This window comes from Salmonella sp. SAL03688, from assembly GCF_046551895.1.
Lineage (GTDB): Bacteria > Pseudomonadota > Gammaproteobacteria > Enterobacterales > Enterobacteriaceae > Salmonella > Salmonella enterica.
Window position 1 is genome coordinate 67,133 of sequence record NZ_JBGDVI010000017.1, and the last position, 15,361, is coordinate 82,493.

The 15,361-nt window shown below is 55.1% G+C and carries 15 protein-coding genes; 10 read left to right on the top strand and 5 right to left on the bottom strand.

What is annotated here, in order from left to right; translation table 11 throughout:
- The first annotated feature begins 7 nt into the window (after window positions 1-7).
- Window positions 8-946 carry a tRNA dihydrouridine(16) synthase DusC gene (gene dusC, locus ACLJR2_RS16850; protein ID WP_001264843.1) on the top strand — a complete coding sequence of 313 codons (939 nt, stop codon included), beginning with the start codon at window positions 8-10 and terminating at the stop codon, window positions 944-946.
- 57 nt (window positions 947-1,003) lie between these two features.
- On the opposite strand, the gene yohP is transcribed toward dusC, so the two are convergent.
- Window positions 1,004-1,087: a small membrane protein YohP gene (gene yohP, locus ACLJR2_RS16855; RefSeq protein ID WP_000698460.1), complete on the bottom strand. Its 84-nt coding sequence runs from the start codon at window positions 1,085-1,087 to the stop codon at window positions 1,004-1,006.
- A gap of 317 nt (window positions 1,088-1,404) precedes the next feature.
- Here yohP and mdtQ point away from each other — a divergent pair, with 317 nt between their 5' ends.
- Complete coding sequence (mdtQ, locus tag ACLJR2_RS16860) at window positions 1,405-2,841, top strand: multidrug resistance outer membrane protein MdtQ (RefSeq protein WP_001081451.1); 1,437 nt, start codon at window positions 1,405-1,407, stop codon at window positions 2,839-2,841.
- 65 nt (window positions 2,842-2,906) lie between these two features.
- Complete coding sequence (locus ACLJR2_RS16865; RefSeq protein ID WP_000169611.1) at window positions 2,907-3,668, top strand: SDR family oxidoreductase; 762 nt, start codon at window positions 2,907-2,909, stop codon at window positions 3,666-3,668.
- Between the two features lie 48 nt (window positions 3,669-3,716).
- Here ACLJR2_RS16865 and ACLJR2_RS16870 read toward each other — a convergent pair whose 3' ends face one another.
- Complete coding sequence (locus ACLJR2_RS16870; RefSeq protein WP_001523476.1) at window positions 3,717-4,286, bottom strand: DedA family protein; 570 nt, start codon at window positions 4,284-4,286, stop codon at window positions 3,717-3,719.
- A 158-nt stretch (window positions 4,287-4,444) separates the two neighbouring features.
- On the opposite strand from ACLJR2_RS16870, the gene ACLJR2_RS16875 reads away from it, so the two are divergent.
- On the top strand, window positions 4,445-5,032 hold the full coding sequence (locus ACLJR2_RS16875) for a Yip1 family protein (RefSeq protein ID WP_001017057.1): 588 nt from the start codon (window positions 4,445-4,447) through the stop codon (window positions 5,030-5,032).
- A gap of 165 nt (window positions 5,033-5,197) precedes the next feature.
- Window positions 5,198-6,145, top strand: a complete 948-nt coding sequence (pbpG, locus tag ACLJR2_RS16880; RefSeq protein WP_000911552.1) for a D-alanyl-D-alanine endopeptidase — start codon at window positions 5,198-5,200, stop codon at window positions 6,143-6,145.
- 58 nt (window positions 6,146-6,203) lie between these two features.
- Here the strand turns inward: pbpG and dld are convergent, their stop codons facing one another.
- Window positions 6,204-7,934 carry a D-lactate dehydrogenase gene (gene dld, locus ACLJR2_RS16885; protein ID WP_000095242.1) on the bottom strand — a complete coding sequence of 577 codons (1,731 nt, stop codon included), beginning with the start codon at window positions 7,932-7,934 and terminating at the stop codon, window positions 6,204-6,206.
- 266 nt (window positions 7,935-8,200) lie between these two features.
- On the opposite strand from dld, the gene bglX reads away from it, so the two are divergent.
- The 5 genes from bglX to ACLJR2_RS16910 all read left to right on the top strand — a co-directional run bounded on the left by bglX (window position 8,201) and on the right by ACLJR2_RS16910 (window position 14,424).
- Window positions 8,201-10,498, top strand: coding sequence for a beta-glucosidase BglX (gene bglX / locus ACLJR2_RS16890; protein ID WP_000871555.1), 2,298 nt, complete (start codon window positions 8,201-8,203; stop codon window positions 10,496-10,498).
- Between the two features lie 180 nt (window positions 10,499-10,678).
- Window positions 10,679-11,596: an ABC transporter substrate-binding protein gene (locus ACLJR2_RS16895; protein WP_001533832.1), complete on the top strand. Its 918-nt coding sequence runs from the start codon at window positions 10,679-10,681 to the stop codon at window positions 11,594-11,596.
- 3 nt (window positions 11,597-11,599) lie between these two features.
- A complete protein-coding gene (locus ACLJR2_RS16900) occupies window positions 11,600-12,769 on the top strand; it encodes an ABC transporter permease (RefSeq protein ID WP_001278120.1) in 1,170 nt (389 codons plus the stop codon).
- Window positions 12,762-13,709: an ABC transporter ATP-binding protein gene (locus ACLJR2_RS16905; RefSeq protein ID WP_000569166.1), complete on the top strand. Its 948-nt coding sequence runs from the start codon at window positions 12,762-12,764 to the stop codon at window positions 13,707-13,709. Before ACLJR2_RS16900 ends, ACLJR2_RS16905 begins: the two co-directional genes overlap by 8 nt.
- Window positions 13,693-14,424, top strand: a complete 732-nt coding sequence (locus tag ACLJR2_RS16910) for an ABC transporter permease (RefSeq protein ID WP_000824854.1) — start codon at window positions 13,693-13,695, stop codon at window positions 14,422-14,424. The genes ACLJR2_RS16905 and ACLJR2_RS16910 overlap by 17 nt, the downstream gene beginning before the upstream one ends.
- Here ACLJR2_RS16910 and ACLJR2_RS16915 read toward each other — a convergent pair.
- Both ACLJR2_RS16915 and mlrA read right to left on the bottom strand, forming a co-directional pair.
- The gene (locus ACLJR2_RS16915; protein WP_001261696.1) at window positions 14,405-14,512 is read right to left on the bottom strand and encodes a protein YohO; all 108 of its coding nucleotides are present in this window, start codon (window positions 14,510-14,512) and stop codon (window positions 14,405-14,407) included. The two genes, ACLJR2_RS16910 and ACLJR2_RS16915, sit on opposite strands and share 20 nt — an antisense overlap.
- Window positions 14,513-14,571: 59 nt before the next feature.
- Complete coding sequence (gene mlrA, locus ACLJR2_RS16920) at window positions 14,572-15,303, bottom strand: HTH-type transcriptional regulator MlrA (RefSeq protein ID WP_001240418.1); 732 nt, start codon at window positions 15,301-15,303, stop codon at window positions 14,572-14,574.
- Window positions 15,304-15,361: the final 58 nt, after the last annotated feature.

Consider the following 15,361-nt stretch of genomic DNA (forward strand, 5'->3'; position numbering starts at 1 on the left):
TACCGATATGCGTGTTTTACTGGCGCCGATGGAAGGCGTGCTCGACGCGTTAGTGCGCGAGCTGCTGACCGAAGTGAATGATTACGATCTCTGCATCACCGAATTTGTGCGCGTGGTGGATCAGCTGCTGCCGGTAAAAGTGTTTCATCGCATCTGCCCGGAGTTGCATCACGCCAGCCGCACGCCGTCCGGCACGCCGGTGCGTATTCAGCTTCTGGGCCAGTATCCGCAGTGGCTGGCGGAAAACGCCGCGCGGGCGACGGCGTTGGGATCGTATGGCGTGGACCTGAACTGCGGCTGTCCGTCAAAAGTGGTGAACGGCAGCGGCGGCGGCGCGACATTGCTCAAAGATCCCGAGCTCATCTATCAGGGCGCGAAAGCGATGCGGGCCGCGGTACCGTCGCATCTGCCGGTGACGGTAAAAGTGCGTCTCGGCTGGGATAGCGGCGATAGAAAATTTGAAATCGCCGATGCGGTGCAGCAGGCCGGCGCCAGTGAACTGGTGGTGCATGGCCGTACCAAAGCGCAGGGCTACCGCGCCGAGCATATCGACTGGCAGGCGATCGGCGAAATACGCCAGCGTCTGACTATTCCGGTTATCGCTAATGGCGAAATCTGGGACTGGCAGAGCGCGCAGGCATGTATGGCGACCAGCGGCTGCGATGCGGTGATGATTGGCCGTGGGGCGTTAAATATTCCTAACCTGAGCCGGGTGGTGAAGTATAACGAGCCGCGTATGCCGTGGCCGGAAGTGGTGACGTTATTACAAAAATATACCCGACTGGAAAAGCAGGGCGATACCGGTTTATATCATGTCGCGCGTATTAAACAGTGGTTGGGATATTTACGTAAGGAATATATTGAGGCGACGGAACTCTTTCAGTCGATTCGGGCGTTAAACCGTTCGTCCGAGATTGCGCGGGCGATTCAGGCTATTAAAATCTAATCTCTACAGCGTCCAGAACGTGTGCCGGGCAGATACTATCGCTGCCCGGCGCAGGAATCAGAAAATCATCTTAAACACGCCCGTTACCACCAACAGCCCAATCAGAAAAATAATTAAGATTGCCCATAGAAGAATTTTCATTGTTTGTCCCTTTATTGGTAAATACAAACAAAGTATAGGAAAGTATTAAGCCATCTGCTGCTTTGTTGGGCGCGGCGACGTTTAACTCATGAAGGCTGCTGGCGCGTATTGCAGCAAAATCGTTCATTTATTAACGGGTTAATGGGGCTTTACATTGAATCATTACATCAAAAAATGTATCAGATGAAATTATTTACTAATCATATAAATTTCAAAATATGTCTTTTGTTGTCTGATGATGTATTGCCACGCGTAACTAAAAAATAGATCGCCGTAAGACGTACTCTCTGCGCACCTTTTTTTATCAGAACACCTCCATGAATCGTAATTCTTTCCTTGCCGCGACAGCGAGCTTACCGCTTTTTATTTTGCTGGCGGGTTGCGCCCCCATGCACGATACCCGCCAGTCGCTGACCCAGCAGACGCCCTCTTCTCATGTTGATTCCAGCCTGCCGGCGGCATTGAAAAACGGTTGGCCGGATAGCCAGTGGTGGAAGGCGTATCACGATGCGCAGCTTGACGCGCTGATCGATAATGCCATACAGCATTCGCCGGATATGCAGGTGGCTGAACAGCGTATTCAACTGGCGGAAGCGCAGGCGAAAGCGGTTGAGGCGCAGGACGGCCCGCAGCTCGACTTTTCTGCCGACATTGAGCGCCAGCGAATGTCCGCGGAAGGGCTGATGGGGCCATTCGCGATTACCGACCCTGCGGCGGGAACGACCGGGCCGTGGTATACCAACGGTACATTTGGCCTGACGGCGGGCTGGGATCTGGATTTATGGGGGAAAAACCGCGCTGAAGTTACCGCTCGGATCGGGGCGGTCAAAGCGCGCGAAGCGGAGCAGGAGCAGACCCAACAATTGCTGGCAAGCGGCGTGGCGCGACTCTACTGGGAGTGGCAGACGCAGGCGGCGCTGAAAAATGTGCTGATGCAAATCGAGCATGAGCAGCAAAACGTGGTGACGGTAAACCGGGAGCTGTATCAACACGGCATTACTTCTTCTGTTGAAGGGGTCGAGACCGATATCGACGCCAGCAAAACCCAGCAGCAGCTGAATGACGTTAACGGTAAAATGAAGGTTATTGAAGCGCGGCTCAGCGCGTTAACCAATACGCAATCGGCGGCGCTCAAGCTGCGTCAGGTGAGTCTCCCCGCCGTTGAAAGCCAGTTACCGTCGCAACTGGGCTATTCGTTGCTGGCGCGCCGGGCGGATCTACAGGCCGCACACTGGTACATTGAATCCTCGTTGAGCAGCATTGACGCCGCGAAGGCCGCGTTTTATCCCGATATCAATTTGATGGCTTTTTTACAGCAGGATGCGTTACATCTGAGCGATCTGTTCCGCCATTCCGCACAGCAATATGGCATTACCGGCGGGCTGACGCTGCCGATTTTCGACAGCGGCAGGCTGAATGCCAACCTAGATATCGCCAAAGCGCAAAGCAACCTTTCTATCGCCAACTACAACAAAGCGGTGGTAGATGCGGTTAATGATGTGGCGCGCGCCGCCAGTCAGGTAGAGACGCTGGCGCAGAAAAATCAGCATCAGCAGCAGATTGAGCATGACGCGCAGCGTGTGGTCGGTCTGGCGCAAGCGCGCTTTAATGCCGGCATTATTGCGGGTTCCCGCGTGAGCGAGGCCAAAATCCCGGCACTGCGCGAGCAGTGTAACGGCTTGCTGTTGCAGGGCCAGTGGCTGGATGCCTCTATTCAGCTTACCAGCGCGCTGGGCGGCGGTTATCATTCCTGATTTTTCCAGATGATTCAGACAGGGTTCCTATACTTAGGCTGTGTATGAATCATCCGGAGAGGAATATGACCAAAGTCGCAATTGTAACGGCATCAGATTCGGGAATTGGCAAAGCGTGTGCGTTGTTATTAGCACAAAACGGTTTTGATATTGGTATCACCTGGCATTCCGATGAACGCGGCGCGCAGGAGACGGCAAAAAAAGCGGCGCAGTTTGGTGTGCGGGCAGAGACCATTCATCTTGACCTGAGCCAGTTACCCGAGGGCGCGCAGGCCATTGAACATCTTATTCAGCGCCTGGGGCGCGTTGACGTGCTGGTCAATAATGCCGGGGCGATGACCAAATCCGCGTTTATTGATATGCCGTTTACGCAGTGGCGGCAAATTTTTACCGTGGATGTCGATGGCGCGTTTCTCTGCGCGCAGATCGCCGCCCGGCATATGATTAAACAAGGAGAGGGAGGGCGTATTATCAACATCACCTCCGTCCATGAGCATACGCCGCTTCCGCAAGCCAGCGCCTATACCGCGGCGAAACATGCGCTGGGGGGATTGACTAAATCCATGGCGCTGGAACTGATTGAACATCATATTTTGGTCAACGCCGTCGCGCCAGGCGCTATCGCCACGCCGATGAATGATATGGATGACAGCGACATTGAGCCGGGATCGGAACCCTCGATCCCTATTGCCCGACCGGGTTCTACGCATGAAATAGCCAGCCTCGTCGTCTGGCTGTGTTCGGAAGGCGCAAGCTATACCACCGGTCAGTCGCTGATTGTCGACGGCGGGTTTATGCTGGCGAATCCGCAATTCAACGCCAAATAAACGCCGGGTGCCGGATGGCGGCGTTATGCCATCCGGATACCATCGGGTTTAACGGGCCTCCGCTTTGCCGCGTCTTTTCAGCCACCAGCGCACGCCCACCACCAGGACGATGGCCAGAATCAGCCAGACCCCGTGCCTGAGATGCTGATCGAGGTCGTGCAGCCATGGCGCGATAACCTCACCGCCAAGATATCCCAGCGTGGTAAACAGCAGCGCCCAGATCAGCGCGCCTACAATATTCAGCGGCAGAAAAATTTTAGGCGGCAGGCGGCTGGCGCCAATCAGCAGCGGGCCAACCACCCGGAAGCCGTACATAAAACGCGTGCCGATCACAAACAGATACGGATGGCGTTGGATCATTTTCTGCGCGCGACGAATCTTCGTATGATAACGCGGGAAACGACGCAGGATCTTCCCGCCATAGCATCGTCCTAACAAGTAAAGTAGCTGATCGCCCATCATCCCTCCCAGCGCGACGGCCGCCGCCACCAGCGGAAACTTGAGCAATCCCTGATGCGCCGCGACGCCCCCCAACAGGGTAACGGTTTCACCTTCGGCCATACTGCCGATAACCAGCGCCGCATAGCCATAATGCGTAATAAGCGTGTTGATATCCATGCGTAAACCACCTCCGGCATTAAGCATACACCCTGGCAAGAGGCGTGCGTGGCAAAGCCGACGTTTTGCCGGAGACTATTTCGCTGTTGTTCATAAAATAACCAGAAACTGAATTATACTTGAACATACTGGCATCTGAGGCAGCAGAAGGGGGCAGTATGAACCATGTATGGGGGCTTTTTTCCCATCCCGATCGGGAAATGCAGGTGATCAAAAGCGAAAACGAAACCGTTTCGCATCACTATACGCACCATGTTTTGCTGATGGCGGCGATTCCCGTCGTCTGCGCCTTTATCGGCACGACGCAAATCGGCTGGAATTTTGGCGACGGCAACGTGTTACAACTCTCGCTGTTTACCGCTTTTGCGCTGGCGGTCTTGTTCTACGGCGTGATGCTGGCGGGCGTCGCGGTGATGGGACGCGTCATCTGGTGGATGGCGCGAAACTATCCGCAACGGCCATCGCTTGCGCGCTGTATGGTTTTTGCCGGCTATGTCGCGACGCCGCTGTTTTTAAGTGGTCTGGTGGCGCTCTATCCCCTGGTATGGCTATGCGCTTTGGTCGGCGCTGTCGCGCTCTTTTACACCGGCTATTTGCTGTATTTGGGTATTCCGACTTTCCTTAACATTAATAGAGAGGAAGGATTAAGCTTCTCCAGTTCGACGCTCGCTATCGGCGTGCTGGTCCTGGAGGTGCTACTGGCGATCACCGTGATCCTGTGGGGATACGGCTACCGCCTGTTCTGATGCGAAAAAGGGCTGGCGCAAAAGCCAGCAATGCAGCATTTGCTGACGATTCTTCTGTAGCGGCAACGCTGGCGTGCCGCTATGATGCCACTGCTAGCTTGAGTATAATCTTAGCTCAGGCGGTGTGCGTTACGACGCGCGTGAATCATTATCAGAAATCTCATCATGCTGAAATTCCGAGCTTCATTCCTGAGCCTTGCTCTGATGTTGGCCGTACCTTTTGCCCCGCAGGCCGTGGCGAAAACGGCAGCGACAACCGCGGCGTCTCAACCTGAGATTGCCTCCGGTAGCGCAATGATTGTTGATCTCAACACCAATAAAGTGATCTATTCGAACCACCCGGATCTGGTGCGTCCGATTGCCTCGATAACCAAATTAATGACGGCGATGGTCGTGCTCGACGCGCGATTGCCGCTGGATGAAATACTGAAGGTCGATATCAGCCAGACGCCGGAAATGAAAGGGGTTTACTCCCGCGTACGCCTGAACAGCGAAATTAGCCGCAAAAATATGTTGCTGCTGGCGTTGATGTCATCCGAAAACCGTGCGGCGGCAAGCCTGGCGCACTATTATCCCGGCGGTTATAACGCATTTATTAAAGCGATGAATGCGAAGGCGAAAGCGCTGGGCATGACGCATACCCGCTTTGTTGAGCCAACGGGGCTGTCGATTCATAACGTCTCGACCGCGCGGGATTTAACAAAATTGCTGATTGCCACGAAGCAATACCCGCTGATTGGCCAGCTAAGCACCACGCGCGAAGATATGGCGACATTCTCGCATCCGGCGTATACGCTGCCGTTCCGCAATACCAACCATTTGGTCTACCGTGATAACTGGAATATCCAGTTAACGAAAACCGGCTTTACCAATGCGGCGGGGCATTGCCTGGTGATGCGTACCATGATCAATAACAAACCGGTCGCGCTGGTGGTCATGGACGCGTTCGGCAAATATACTCACTTTGCGGACGCCAGTCGCCTGCGTACATGGATTGAAACCGGTAAAGTCATGCCCGTTCCGGCTGCCGCGCTGAGCTATAAAAAGCAAAAAGCCGCGCAAATGGCGGCAGCCAGCGCCAGCGCCGGAGCGCAAACCGCACAGAACGATTAAGTCGCCGCAGGCCCGGCAGGCATCGCGCCGCCGGGCATTCACGGTAAACCACACGGTGTTAATGCGTTTCGTCGGGCGTATTTTCCTGCCAGAATTTCCGCTTACTCGTTTTGCCGATACCGGGGTTCATACTGTTGGTTGGGTCATTTTGCCGATAAAAACGCGTCAGCGTTTCCGGCGCTTTATACAGATGTCCAACGTTGTGCTCGGCCGGGTATTGTGCCCCGCGCGCCTGCAACAGCTCCAGCATTTGCGCTTTCAGCGCATGGACGTCGACGCCTTTCTTCACGATATAGTCCTGATGAAAAACGTGGCACATAAAGTGACCGTAATAGAGTTTATGTACCAGTTGGCTGTCGATTTCCGGCGGCAGATGCTCGAACCAGTCGGTATCGTTGCGGCGCAGGGCGATATCCAGCGCCAGGATATCTTCCACTTCATCAGCGTGTACGGCCTGATAACGAATCGCTGCGCCAGCAGCGGCGAAGCGGTGCAGGAAGGCTTTGCTGCCTTCTTCCGGCGTACAGGTGAAGAAACCGCCCTCAGCGGATTTAAAAAATTCATTCAGCCAGCGTTGCGCTTCTGCGACGCCGTCTCCCGCCATTTTTAACAGCAGATGATGCTCATATTTATCGCGCCAGTTTTTCATTCGCGGCGGCAGATGGCTGGGAAACAGGTGGCCGAATTTCTGCATCGCGCGGTCGGTGAAATGCGGACGGAAAAATTTTACTTTTTCCAGCATCGCATCGGTTCGGCCTTTTAGCGTGAAAAAGAATGGCATCTTGTCGGTGCCGAGTTTATCGATCATCAGAAAGGTATCTTTACCGTACTGCTCCGCAATATCGTAGATATCGCGATGCATATATTCTCCCGCCACTGGCAGATTGTCGAAGTTCGCCAGAATATGCCGACGGATTTCAGTCAGTACCGCGGGCTGATTGGTGCCGATATAAAAAACCTGCTGATTTTTTTCCGCTGCAAAGGTATCAAGGCGAACGGCAAAAACCGCCAGTTTTCCGGCGCAGCCGGAAGATTCAAACAAACGGTCCGGGTCGGCGTTATAGCGGGCGGGCGTATCGGCGTTGATATCTCGTACCCGCGTCACATAGTCGTGATCGTGCGCATGACGACCATCGTGACGCACATCCTCATCTTTAATCCGTTCATCATCCAGCTTGCTCAGGATCTGCTCCGGGGTATGCCCAAGATCGATACCCAGATGATTGACCAGTTGCAGTTTGCCTTGCTCGTCAATACGGGCAAAGAGCGACATCTCGGTATAGGCCGGGCCGCGCTGCACCAGCGAGCCGCCGGAGTTATTACAGATGCCGCCGATGACCGACGCGCCGATACACGACGAACCAATCACCGAGTGCGGTTCACGGCCCAGCGGTTTAAGCGCTTTTTCCAGCGCATAGAGCGTCGTACCGGGCCAGACCAGAACCTGTTGGCCGTTATCCAGTAAGTGCAGCTTATCCAGCCGCTGGGTGCTGATAATCACAATATCGCGATCGTAGTCGTTGCCGTTCGGCGTGGAGCCTTCCGTCAGACCGGTGTTGGCGGCCTGCATCAGAATAATTTTGTCAGCGTTAACGCAGGCGTTGAGCACACGCCACAGTTCCAGTAACGAACCCGGGAAAACAACGGCCAGCGCGTCGCCCTGACCGGAACGGAAACCCTTGCGATAGCGGGCGGTTTTGGCGGGGTCTGTCAGCAGGTGAGAATGGCCTACCAGGCGGGCCAGCTCATTCAGGAACGTTTTATTATCAGTCATTGTTATGGAAGACATTCTCCACTCCTTGTGGTGGGACAAAATATCAGCGTTAAGCATAGCGCTTGGTATGACAATACGCTTTCTCATTCAAATTGTCTCTGTGTTGGTGGTATTCATTTGCCGCCTTGATACCATTTGCTGGCGGCTGCGTATTCGACTGTGTGGAAAATTAGGAGAATAACCTTCGCTTTCTTCTCCTCTCGCGTTTAGGCTTATGGCAAACTGCGGTTTTTATTCTGTTTTTACCGCCTCGTCGGGATAAAGATAAAGAGAGACTCAACATGAAATGGTTATGTTCAGTAGGTGTTGCTGTGAGTCTGGCGATGCAGCCAGCATTGGCGGAAAACCTGTTTGGCAATCACCCGCTGACGCCCGAAGCGCGCGACGCGTTCGTCACGGATTTACTCAAGAAAATGACTGTCGATGAAAAAATTGGTCAGTTACGTCTGATTAGCGTCGGCCCTGATAACCCGAAAGAAGCGATTCGCGAGATGATCAAAGACGGGCAGGTAGGGGCGATTTTCAATACCGTCACCCGCCAGGATATCCGTCAAATGCAGGATCAGGTGATGGCGTTGAGCCGCCTGAAAATTCCTCTCTTTTTTGCCTATGACGTGGTACACGGCCAGCGAACCGTCTTCCCGATAAGCCTCGGTCTGGCTTCTTCTTTTAATCTGGATGCGGTAAGAACCGTAGGACGCGTATCGGCGTATGAAGCGGCGGACGACGGTCTGAATATGACCTGGGCGCCGATGGTGGATGTCTCCCGGGATCCGCGTTGGGGACGCGCCTCCGAAGGCTTTGGCGAAGATACATATTTAACCTCCATCATGGGCGAAACCATGGTGAAAGCGATGCAGGGCAAAAGTCCGGCGGATCGCTACTCGGTGATGACCAGCGTGAAACATTTTGCCGCCTATGGCGCCGTTGAAGGCGGTAAAGAATACAACACCGTGGATATGAGTTCCCAGCGTCTGTTTAATGACTATATGCCGCCTTACAAAGCGGGGCTGGATGCGGGGAGCGGCGCGGTGATGGTGGCGCTGAACTCGCTGAACGGCACGCCTGCGACGTCAGATTCCTGGCTATTGAAAGATGTCCTGCGCGATGAGTGGGGCTTTAAGGGAATTACCGTTTCCGACCACGGCGCTATTAAAGAACTGATTAAACACGGCACCGCGGCCGACCCGGAAGATGCGGTGCGCGTGGCGCTAAAGGCAGGGGTGGATATGAGCATGGCGGATGAGTATTACAGCAAATATCTGCCGGGTCTGATTAAGTCGGGCAAAGTGACGATGGCGGAACTGGACGACGCGACGCGCCATGTGCTCAACGTAAAATATGACATGGGATTGTTTAACGACCCCTATAGCCATCTGGGGCCGAAAGAGAGCGACCCGGTGGACACCAATGCCGAAAGCCGCCTGCATCGTAAAGAGGCGCGGGAAGTGGCGCGGGAAAGTGTGGTACTGCTGAAAAACCGGCTGGAAACGCTGCCGCTGAAAAAATCGGGCACCATTGCCGTTGTTGGGCCGCTGGCCGACAGTCAACGTGATGTAATGGGAAGCTGGTCTGCTGCTGGGGTTGCGAATCAGTCGGTGACGGTGCTGGCGGGTATTCAAAATGCCGTCGGCGACGGGGCGAAGATCCTCTATGCCAAAGGGGCGAATATCACTAACGATAAAGATATCGTCGATTTCTTAAACCTGTATGAAGAGGCAGTGAAAATCGATCCGCGCTCACCGCAGGCGATGATTGATGAGGCGGTGCAGGCGGCGAAACAGGCCGATGTAGTGGTCGCAGTGGTAGGCGAGTCGCAGGGGATGGCGCATGAAGCCTCCAGCCGTACCAATATCACCATTCCGCAGAGTCAGCGCGACTTAATCACCGCTCTGAAAGCCACCGGTAAGCCGCTGGTACTGGTATTAATGAACGGCAGACCGCTGGCGCTGGTAAAAGAAGATCAACAGGCCGATGCGATTCTGGAGACCTGGTTTGCCGGGACGGAAGGCGGCAACGCCATTGCCGATGTGCTGTTTGGCGATTACAACCCGTCAGGCAAATTGCCGATATCCTTCCCGCGTTCGGTGGGACAAATTCCGGTCTATTACAGCCATCTCAATACGGGACGCCCGTATAATCCTGAAAAGCCAAACAAATACACCTCACGTTATTTTGACGAAGCGAATGGCCCGCTCTATCCGTTTGGTTACGGTCTGAGCTACACCACATTTACGGTGTCTGACGTCACGCTCTCCTCACCGACAATGCAACGCGACGGCAAAGTCACGGCCAGCGTAGAGGTCACGAACACCGGTAAACGCGAAGGGGCTACGGTCATCCAGATGTACTTACAGGATGTCACGGCGTCAATGAGCCGCCCGGTGAAGCAATTAAAAGGCTTTGAAAAAATCACCCTCAAGCCCGGCGAAAGTAAAACCGTGAGTTTCCCGATTGATATCGAGGCGCTGAAGTTCTGGAATCAGCAGATGAAATATGACGCGGAACCCGGCAAGTTCAACGTCTTTATCGGCGTGGATTCCGCTCGCGTTAAACAAGGATCGTTCGAGCTACTGTAAGCCTGCCGTCAACAGGGCGCGATAGCAGCGCCCTGTCTGGCAATGACTTTTCCTGTCCCCCCTTTTATTGCCTGCCACGTCACTTAAACTGCCGGAAAATCCCAGGTTAAACGCAGACTTTTCAACTATGCTTTTTTCTCAAGTCTCTGAAAAAGGCCGTAAAAGGATGAGGAAAGCATCATGACGATCTCAAAGCTATGGGTAAGTTCGCTGTCGTTGCTGGCGACGGTGAGTTTACCTCTACAGGCGGCATCGCCCGTGACGGTCGGGTCAAAGATTGATACCGAAGGCGCACTGCTCGGCAACATGATTTTGCAGGTACTGGAAAGCCACGGCGTTAAAACGGTCAATAAAATTCAGCTCGGGACGACGCCAGTCGTTCGTGGCGCGATTACCGCCGGAGAGCTGGATATCTATCCGGAATACACCGGTAACGGGGCGTTCTTTTTTAAAGATGAAAACGATCCGGCATGGAAAAATGCAAAGCAAGGCTTTGAGAAAGTCAAAAAACTGGATGCGGAGCAGAATAAGCTGGTCTGGTTGACGCCTGCGCCGGCAAATAACACCTGGACCATCGCGGTACGTCAGGACATCGCGGAAAAAAATAAACTCTCCTCGCTTGCCGATCTCAGCCGTTATCTGAAAGAGGGCGGCACTTTTAAACTGGCGGCGTCTGCGGAATTTATCGAACGGGCGGATGCGCTGCCGGCATTTGAAAAAGCCTATGATTTTACCTTGAGTCAGAACCAGCTCTTGTCGCTGGCGGGCGGCGATACGGCGGTCACGATCAAAGCCGCCGCGCAACAAACATCCGGCGTTAACGCCGCGATGGCGTATGGCACCGACGGCCCGGTTGCCGCGCTGGGTCTGCAAACCCTGAGCGACCCGAAAGGCGTCCAGCCTATCTATGCCCCCGCGCCGGTAGTGCGTGAATCGGTGTTACAGGCCTATCCGCAGATAGCCGACTGGCTACAGCCCGTTTTCGCCAGCCTTGATGAGAAAACGCTGCAACAGTTGAACGCCAGAATCGCCGTAGAAGGGCTGGATGCGAAAAAAGTCGCCGCAGATTACCTCCGACAAAAAGGGTGGGTGAAGTAATCTGTGAGTGATGCTGCCAAAAAAATCACGGTTAATCGTGTGCTGTTGCTGTTGGTTGTTCTGACCCTGCTTGCTGTCGCGCTGCCTTTCATTAATTACGCCCCGAATCGTCTGGTGAGCGGCGAGGGGCGCCAGTTATGGGAGATCTGGCCGGCGACCATCTGGATGCTGACTGGCGCGGGATGCGCGCTGTTTACGTTGTGCTTTGTACCCGGTAAACGCGGTAGCGTACTGACGCTGATGATGGCGCAGACGCTTTTTATTGTCATGCTGTGGGGAGTCGGCAGGGCGGCGACCCAGTTGGCGCAGGAGGGCAGCCCGCTGGCGCGTACCAGTCTGGGAAGTGGATTGTGGCTGGGCCTCGGTCTGATGCTGCTGGCCTGTAGCGATGCGATCCGCCGTATTACCGTTGGGCCGCTGTGGCGCTGGTTGCTGCACGCGCAAATTGTCATTGTCCCGCTGGCGCTGCTGTTTTCAGGCACGTTCGACAACCTCTCGCTTCTGAAAGAGTATACCAACCGCCAGGATGTTTTCGATGCCGCGCTGGTGCAACATTTGATGTTACTGGCGGGCACGGTGCTGCCGGCGCTGGCGATCGGACTACCGTTGGGCGTCTGGTGTTATTTTTCCGCCTCACGCCAGGGGCCGGTGTTTACCGTGCTGAATGTGATCCAGACTATCCCTTCCGTCGCGCTGTTTGGCCTGCTGATTGCGCCGTTGGCCGGGCTGGTGAAACAGTTTCCGTGGCTTGCCGAATTCGGCGTCGCGGGAACCGGCATGACGCCTGCACTGATAGCGCTGGTGCTCTATGCGTTATTGCCGCTGGTGCGCGGCGTGGTCGCCGGGCTCAATCAGGTGCCGCGCGATGTGCTGGAGAGCGCAAGAGCAATGGGAATGAGTAGCGGCCAGCGCTTCAGGCATGTGCAACTGCCGCTGGCGCTGCCGGTCTTTTTACGTAGCCTGCGGGTAGTAATGGTTCAGACAGTGGGAATGGCCGTCGTCGCCGCGCTGATTGGCGCGGGAGGTTTCGGCGCGCTGGTGTTTCAGGGGCTATTGAGCAGCGCCATTGATTTAGTCCTGTTGGGCGTCATTCCGGTGATTGCGCTGGCGGTAGTGATCGACGCGCTGTTTGATTTATGGATCGCGTTTTTGAAGGGAGCAACCGATGATTGAATTTAACCATGTCAGTAAAACCTTCGGCGATCAACAGGCTGTTAGCGACCTCAATTTGCACTTTAGCGAAGGCAGCTTTTCGGTGTTAATTGGCACCTCCGGTTCGGGAAAATCGACCACTCTGAAGATGATTAACCGGCTGGTAGAGCATGATAGCGGAACGATCCGTTTTGCCGGGGAAGAGATCCGCAGCCTGCCGGTGCTTGAACTGCGCCGTCGCATGGGCTATGCCATTCAGTCTATCGGTCTTTTTCCCCACTGGACGGTGGCGCAAAATATCGCCACCGTACCGCAACTACAAAAGTGGTCGCGTGCGCGGATTAACGATCGTATTGATGAACTGATGGCATTATTGGGTCTGGAAAGCGCGCTGCGCGATCGTTATCCGCATCAGCTTTCCGGCGGGCAACAGCAGCGGGTCGGCGTTGCGCGGGCGCTGGCTGCCGATCCGCAGGTATTGCTGATGGACGAGCCTTTCGGCGCGCTTGATCCGGTAACGCGCGGCGCATTGCAGCAGGAGATGACCCGCATTCATCAGCTGCTGGGGCGCACCATCGTACTGGTGACGCACGACATCGACGAGGCGCTACGCCTCGCCGACCATCTGGTGCTGATGGACGGGGGCCACGTTATCCAACAGGGATCGCCGCTTTCTATGCTGACCTCGCCGGAAAATGATTTCGTGCAGGCGTTTTTTGGCCGCAGCGAGCTGGGCGTAAGGCTGCTTTCGTTACGTAGCGTAGGCGATTATGTACGCCGGCATGAACAGCTCAGCGGCGACGCGCTGGTGGAAGAGATGACGCTACGCGATGCACTATCGATGTTTGTCGCCCGTCGGTGCGACGTCCTGCCGGTGGCGAATCAGCAAGGCGAGCCCTGCGGTACGCTCCATTTCCGCGATCTGCTTTCGGAGACGTCCCCTCGTGAAACGACTGTGTGATCCGCTTCTCTGGCTTATTGTTCTGTTCTTGCTTCTGCTGTTTGGATTGCCTTATAGCCAGCCGTTCTTCGCCGCGCTGTTTCCCGATTTACCGCGCCCGGTATACCAACAGGAGAGTTTTGCCGCCCTCGCGCTCGCCCATTTCTGGTTGGTGGGCATCTCAAGTTTGTTTGCCGTCGTGGTGGGCGTCGGCGCAGGGATTGCGGTCACGCGAGAAAGTGGGAAAGAGTTTCGTCCCCTGGTGGAGACTATCGCCGCCGTCGGGCAGACCTTTCCGCCGGTCGCGGTACTGGCGATCGCGGTACCCGTCATGGGTTTTGGTCAGCAACCGGCCATTATCGCCTTGATCCTGTATGGGGTGTTGCCCATCCTGCAGGCGACCCTGGCCGGGCTGGGCGCGGTGCCTGCCAGCGTGATGAGCGTTGCCAGCGGTATGGGAATGAGCCGTCGCCAACAGTTGTATCAGGTTGAGCTGCCGCTGGCCGCGCCGGTGATTCTGGCGGGCATCCGAACCTCGGTGATTATCAATATTGGTACGGCGACCATCGCTTCAACGGTGGGGGCCAGTACGTTAGGCACGCCGATCATTATCGGGCTTAGCGGCTTTAATACGGCCTATGTTATCCAGGGGGCGCTGCTGGTGGCGCTGGCGGCGATCATTATCGATCGCCTGTTTGAAAGGCTGACGCGCGCGCTTACCCGGCACGCAAAATAAAACTGTAACCTGCCAGCATCACGCCGCCGATACCGCCAATAGCCATCAGCAGGAAAAGGGCGATCACCCCGATTTTCGCTACGCGCATTATGTACTCCTTATGTTAATAAAAGGAGTATACATTAAAGCGAATTTGTTAGCTGCTGTTTAAACGCCAAGGGGATGAATGTCGCGTCCCTGGGCGCGCCATGCCAGGAGTTGCTGCTGCTGCGCCAGCGTCTGGTTTTCTCCGCACCATACCAGTAACGTCTTGCCGTCAAACAGTTCCGGGCGGAACTGGCTAAGCGAATGCGCCAGCACGTCGATTCGCCATCCCTGTTGGCTGGCGACCCAACCTTCCAGCCACAGGCGGGTGGTATCATGGATATTCCAGCCGATCACCAACGCATCTTTTCCCTGTTTCTTACGCGCAGACGCCAGGCAGAGCGCAATATAGTTGATCAGGATACCGTCAAGAATGCCGAGCAGCGCCTGAAGGGCGGGTTGTTGGCACTGTAATCGTCGCCGCAGCGGGACGAACAGGTTAGTGGTCAATGTTTGGGCTGGATAATCCTGACCGCGTTCTTTGACCCATAACCGTAAACTGTGCAGATTACTGCTTTGCAGATAGTGCAGCAGGATCTCCTGCTGTTCGCGCCAGCCGTTAGGTTGTTCGCTACTGTCGCTACTGAGCAGCACTTTGACTTTGCTGACCTGGACGCCGTTATCTATCCAGCGCTTGATTTCGCGGATTCTGTCGATATCGGCATCGTTAAACAGACGATGACCGCCATCCGTTCGCTGTGGTTTTAAAAGTCCATAACGTCTCTGCCACGCGCGCAACGTGACAGGATTGATATCACAAAGCAAAGCCACTTCACCAATTGTGTAAAGCGCCATCGTTTCACCCTTGCTCGCGAGGTCCCGGTTTAACTTTAGACGCTCTTTTAGGAACCAG

Coding starts and splice junctions, on each gene's coding strand:
- ACLJR2_RS16905 (WP_000569166.1), top strand. CDS start 12,762: ATGATTGAATTTAACCATGTCAGTAAAACCTTCGGCGATCAACAGGCT.
- bglX (WP_000871555.1), top strand. CDS start 8,201: ATGAAATGGTTATGTTCAGTAGGTGTTGCTGTGAGTCTGGCGATGCAG.
- dld (WP_000095242.1), bottom strand. CDS start 7,934: ATGTCTTCCATAACAATGACTGATAATAAAACGTTCCTGAATGAGCTG.
- yohP (WP_000698460.1), bottom strand. CDS start 1,087: ATGAAAATTCTTCTATGGGCAATCTTAATTATTTTTCTGATTGGGCTG.
- dusC (WP_001264843.1), top strand. CDS start 8: ATGCGTGTTTTACTGGCGCCGATGGAAGGCGTGCTCGACGCGTTAGTG.
- ACLJR2_RS16865 (WP_000169611.1), top strand. CDS start 2,907: ATGACCAAAGTCGCAATTGTAACGGCATCAGATTCGGGAATTGGCAAA.
- ACLJR2_RS16870 (WP_001523476.1), bottom strand. CDS start 4,286: ATGGATATCAACACGCTTATTACGCATTATGGCTATGCGGCGCTGGTT.
- mlrA (WP_001240418.1), bottom strand. CDS start 15,303: ATGGCGCTTTACACAATTGGTGAAGTGGCTTTGCTTTGTGATATCAAT.
- ACLJR2_RS16875 (WP_001017057.1), top strand. CDS start 4,445: ATGAACCATGTATGGGGGCTTTTTTCCCATCCCGATCGGGAAATGCAG.
- ACLJR2_RS16915 (WP_001261696.1), bottom strand. CDS start 14,512: ATGCGCGTAGCGAAAATCGGGGTGATCGCCCTTTTCCTGCTGATGGCT.
- ACLJR2_RS16895 (WP_001533832.1), top strand. CDS start 10,679: ATGACGATCTCAAAGCTATGGGTAAGTTCGCTGTCGTTGCTGGCGACG.
- mdtQ (WP_001081451.1), top strand. CDS start 1,405: ATGAATCGTAATTCTTTCCTTGCCGCGACAGCGAGCTTACCGCTTTTT.
- pbpG (WP_000911552.1), top strand. CDS start 5,198: ATGCTGAAATTCCGAGCTTCATTCCTGAGCCTTGCTCTGATGTTGGCC.